The organism is Novacetimonas hansenii JCM 7643 (assembly GCF_000964405.1).
Classification (GTDB): domain Bacteria; phylum Pseudomonadota; class Alphaproteobacteria; order Acetobacterales; family Acetobacteraceae; genus Novacetimonas; species Novacetimonas hansenii.
Genome location: NZ_BANE01000311.1, coordinates 1 through 4,850, shown reverse-complemented (window position 1 = coordinate 4,850; position 4,850 = coordinate 1). Strand labels below are relative to the sequence as shown.

Genomic DNA, 4,850 nt, shown 5'->3' with positions numbered 1-4,850 from the left:
CCGGGACGTTGCCCACCCCGCCGCAGATCGCGCCTGCCTCTGCCGGGGAACTGCTGCCGGCCGCGACTGCGGTGTCCCTGCCGACGGGGCCTGCCACGCAACAGATGCGCGAACGCCTGTCCGAACGTACGGGTGTGTCGCCTGCGTCGCCCTTTGGTGATACCAATACCGGCGCGCTGCCCGCCGACCCGTCGGCCCCGCCCATCGACCCCGCCGACGCCGCACGTGTCGCGGATGGCGAAATCACGCGTACCTCCACCTTCCGTGACCTGGGTCTGGCCACCGGGCCGCTGACGTTGCGCGGGTTTTCGCCGTTGCAGGGGCTTGATGTCATCGTGCCCGCCAACCGGGTGGTGACGCGTGCGCGCATCACGCTGTCGGGCGCGCTGTCGCCCTCCCTCCTGCCGGAGGCAAGTGCGGTCAGCGTCACGCTGAATGAACAATATGTCGGCACGATCCGTGTCGATCCCGAACATCCGCGTTTCGGGCCGATCACCTTTGACATCGACCCGCTTTATTTCACGGGTGACAACAAGCTGAACTTCCACTTCGCGGGGGAATATCGCCGTGACTGCAACGACCTCTATAACGAGGTGCTGTGGGCGCGTATTTCCGATTTCTCCACCGTGACGCTGACGACGACGCGCATCGCCCCCGACCGCAAGCTGTCGTACCTGCCCGCGCCGTTCTATGACCCCAACCTGCGCACGCCATTGCGTGTGCCGGTGGTCATGCCCAATCCCGATGCGCACGGGATGCTCAAGGCATCGGCGCTTGTGGCGTCATGGTTTGGCAAGCTGGCGGATTTCCGCAAGGTATCGTTCCCCGTTTCCACCACGATCCCGGCGTCGGGCAATGCGATTGCGATCGGGGAAAACCTGCCGATCGACGCGCGTGGCACCCGCCCGACGGGGCCGACCCTGTCGGAAGTGGAAAACCCCAATGACCGGCTGGGCACGATCCTTGTCCTGACCGGCCGCAACGCGCAGGAAGTGGAGGTCGCGGCCCGCGTGCTTGCCTTCTCGTCCGACACGCTGGGTGCGGTGGGGACGAAGGTGGTCAATGACGTGACATTGCAGCCGCGCCATCCGTATGACGCGCCGGCCTTTGTGCCCACGGACCGCCCGGTACGCTTTGGCGAACTGGTCGCAGCAAGCGACCTGCAGGGGGGCGGGTTCGCGCCGCCGGTCATGGCGCTGCCGTTCCATCTGCCGCCCGACCTGTATTCATGGCGCAACCGGCCCTATCCGATCGACCTGTGGGTGCGCACGCCCGGTGGCCCGGTGGTGGATCTGGAGACATCGCGCCTTGATGTCCACCTGAATAACAACTACCTCGACAGCTTCACGCTCAAGCCGCCAAGCCTGTGGGCGGCATGGTCCGAACGGCTGGTGAACCAGCATGCCGGCGCGGTGGAACATGCCGCCGCCCTGCCACCATGGCTCCTGTTCGGGCAGAACCAGTTGAAGTTCAGCTTTGACGCCCGCCCGATCGACCGTGGTGTGTGCCGTCGCACCCCCGATGACATCCACATGAGCGTGGATTCCGATTCGTGGCTGGATTTCCGCCGGGGTTATCATTTCGCCCGCCTGCCCAACCTGTCCTATTTCGCAGAGGCGGCGTTCCCGTTCTCGCGCATGGCCGACCTGTCGGAAACGACGGTGGTCGTGCCCCATCATATTGATGCGGGCACGGCGGGCACGTTCATGGACCTGATGGGCTTTTTCGGTGCGACCACGTGGTATCCGGCCTCTGGCGTGCAGGTGGCCGATATCAACGACCTGTCCGAACACCCGCCGCAGGGGGACATCCTGATTCTGGCGACGGCGGGGGATGCGCCAAAGTTCGAGGAACTGTTGACGCGTGCGCCGTATGAACTGACGGATGGTCATATCCGTGTGGGACAGCATATGGGCCTGCAGGGGATCTGGTACCTGTTCCAGGACCATGACCATGCGGGATTGCAGGACGGGGTTCAGGCCAACCTGAATGCACCGATCGCGGGTGCGGGCGTCCTGCTGGGTGCGCAGTCGCCCTATCGTTCGGACCGGTCGGTCGTGGCGCTGATGGGGGACACGCCGTCGCGCATGCATGATCTGGTCATGGGCCTGCGCAGCAAGGAGGACGTGCCGCGTATCCAGGGTGATCTGGTGCTGCGCAATGGCGACAGGCTGACAAGCTATCGCACCGCGCCGACCTTCACGATGGGATCGCTGCCGTGGTGGATGTGGCTGGACTGGTATCTCGGGACGCGTCCGCTCACGCTTTATGTGCTGGGTCTTGTGGGGGCGGGTCTTGTGGCGGCGGCGGCCGTGCGGCTGTTGCGCCGCCGTGCGCAGCATCGTCTGGAGGAAGCCGCCCGGGTCAAGGACACGACCGACGCATCGCACTGATACGATGCGTCGGGAGATATGTCCGGGGCTGTGTCCGGGCATGATGTCGCGCTGGGGCGGCCATGCGCCGGGGCGTGGGAATGATTGAGGGAGTTATTGAGAGATGAGCGCACTTCTTGCAGGCCTGACACTGCTGATCATCGGGGACAGCCATGTTGCCTTCAAGGATTCGCTCCTGTCGGTGCTGCCGGACGAATTCTCGCGTCAGGGGGCGAAGGTCGTGACGTATGGCGTATGTTCCGCCACGGCGGCGGACTGGGTCGTGCCCAATCCCAATAACGGGTGTGGGGCGACGCAACGCATCGGTGACGAACCGGTGCGTGCGCCGGACATGAAACCCGTCGCCCCGCCAGAGGTCACGGGCCTGATTGCAAAATGGCACCCCAACGCCATCATGGTCATCCTTGGTGACACGATGGGCGCCTATGGGCAGGACACCGTCTCTGCCAGCTGGGTGGAAGAACAGGTGAAGACCCTGACCTATGCCATCGGCAAGACGGCGTGCCTCTGGGTTGGGCCGACCTGGGGGCAGTACAGCCCCCGCTATGGCAAGAGCGACCAGCGCGCGAGTACGCTTGCCGCCCTGCTGAAGGCCGATGTCGCGCCGACCTGCACCTATGTCGATGGGACGCAACTGATGGCGAAAGGCAGCGTCAACACCACGGACGGCATCCATGCCACCGCCGCAAGTTACCGCGCATGGGGGGATGCGATCGTGCGCGCCACCCTGCCGGACCTTGAACGGATAAAGGACGCGGCCCCGCCCGCGACGCCCTGACATCGCTGCGCCCGCCCGCATCGCTGTTCCTGCCGCCTTTGCCCGCATTCCCGCGCCACATGTGAAATACAGGCCGATGCAACAGATGACCGCCATCACGCCAGCCCGCAGCACATGGCGCGACGGGCTCCGGCAGGAGTTCTTTCCGCGTGACCGTCGCCGTGACATCGACGGGCTGCGCGCGCTGGCGGTTGCGGCGGTGGTGCTGATGCATGCGCAATGGCTGCGGGGCGGGTTTGTCGGGGTGGACATCTTTGTCGTCATATCGGGCTATTTCATGGGGCGTTCGGCGCTGATGCAGGACCCGTTCCAGCCCGCGCGTTTTGTCTGCAGGCGGCTGTACCGCCTGTTACCGGCATTGTTATGCATGGTGGCCGTGATTTCGGCGGGGATGTTGTGGTGGGTGCTGCAAAGCGATCGCGCCGATATCGCGCTTAACGGGGCCTATGCGCTGGTGTACCTGTCCAATATCTGGGCCGCGGGGCATGTCGGTTATTTCGAGGGTCAGGCGCTGGCCTATCCGTTCCTGCATACCTGGTCGTTATCGCTGGAGATGCAGTTTTATGGCGTCATCTTCCTGATCGCGGTGATGCTGCCGCGCGTGCGGTGGCGTATGTACGCCATCTGCGCCATCTGTGTCCTGTCGCTGGGCCTCAGCGTGCATGACCATGTCATGGGCGATGGGCAGGGATATTACCGTATCGCCGATCGCATGTGGCAGTTCTGCATCGGGGCGATGGTCTGGATGCTGCCCCGGCCGCGCCTGTCGCGCATGGTGGCCAACATGGCCTATGCGCTGGCGCTTGGGGTGCTGGTGGGGGCATGCGTGTTCTATGTGCGTGATTATGCCTGCCCGTCATGGCTGATGGTGTTTCCCTGCCTTGCGGTTGTGGCGATCATCTTGTTGCCGCACACGGATGTGGCGCGCTTTACCCTGGGGCCGGTGTCGCCGCTGGGGGTGATTTCCTATTCGGTTTACCTGTGGCACTGGCCGGTGATCGTGCTGGCGAATTACCTGCTGATGTTCCAGGTCGCGGGCCTGACGATGGCGGGCGTGCTGGTGGTGGCCATGCTGGCGGGCCTGATGAGTTATGTTTTCGTGGAACGGGTTTTCCTTGATTACGAGGGACGGGTGAACGTGGCGGTGCGCAATCGTGGCGCACTGGCGCTGGTATGTGCCTGCGGGCTGCTTTCGGCGGGGTTGGGATATGTTTCGTACATCTCGCGTGTGCATTGACGTGCGGGGCGACGTACCCGTGGGCAGGGATATGATGCGGTATCATTCAACCATGCCGGGGCCTGTCGTGCCCCGTCTCCTTCCCGCGCCAGGCAGGCGTGGGCCGCGCAGATGCGCCGTCCTGCTGGGTGCGACGGCCCTGTGGGGCATGACGGTCGGTGGCGTTGCGACCGGCGGGGCCGCGATGGCGGGTGTTGCGGTACTGTCCGTACCGGCCACGGCCTGGGCACAGGCGGATGCCTCCGCCTTTCGCACGGCCGCGCCCGCCCCGGCGGGGGATGACGGGACGGATTGGGGCGAGGGTGCGCCCGCCTCGTCCCCTGTTGCGTCCCCGGCCGCGACCGCACGCGGGGTGCGCACCGCCGCACTTGATCCGGCATCGCTGGAAATGCGCTCCGTCTCTTAGAGCCTGATCCGAAAGTTTTTGAACAATACCAGCCTG

At 64.9% G+C, this 4,850-nt stretch carries 4 protein-coding genes; all 4 read left to right on the top strand.

What is annotated here, in order from left to right:
* Window positions 1-2,393, top strand: a 2,393-nt coding sequence (locus B7G66_RS15720; RefSeq protein WP_048859376.1) for a cellulose biosynthesis cyclic di-GMP-binding regulatory protein BcsB, incomplete at its 5' end; no start/stop codon positions are given.
* 103 nt (window positions 2,394-2,496) lie between these two features.
* Window positions 2,497-3,171 carry an SGNH/GDSL hydrolase family protein gene (locus B7G66_RS15715; protein ID WP_003621572.1) on the top strand — a complete coding sequence of 225 codons (675 nt, stop codon included), beginning with the start codon at window positions 2,497-2,499 and terminating at the stop codon, window positions 3,169-3,171.
* Window positions 3,172-3,247: 76 nt separating this feature from the next.
* Window positions 3,248-4,408 (top strand): acyltransferase family protein, encoded by a 1,161-nt coding sequence (locus B7G66_RS15710; RefSeq protein WP_003621573.1) that lies wholly within the window; start codon window positions 3,248-3,250, stop codon window positions 4,406-4,408.
* A gap of 67 nt (window positions 4,409-4,475) precedes the next feature.
* Window positions 4,476-4,814, top strand: a complete 339-nt coding sequence (locus B7G66_RS15705) for a hypothetical protein (RefSeq protein ID WP_148424811.1) — start codon at window positions 4,476-4,478, stop codon at window positions 4,812-4,814.
* Window positions 4,815-4,850 lie beyond the last annotated feature (36 nt).

Bases quoted from the DNA above. Each gene is read 5' to 3' on its own strand.
- B7G66_RS15710 (WP_003621573.1), top strand. From the start codon at position 3,248: ATGCAACAGATGACCGCCATCACGCCAGCCCGCAGCACATGGCGCGAC.
- B7G66_RS15715 (WP_003621572.1), top strand. From the start codon at position 2,497: ATGAGCGCACTTCTTGCAGGCCTGACACTGCTGATCATCGGGGACAGC.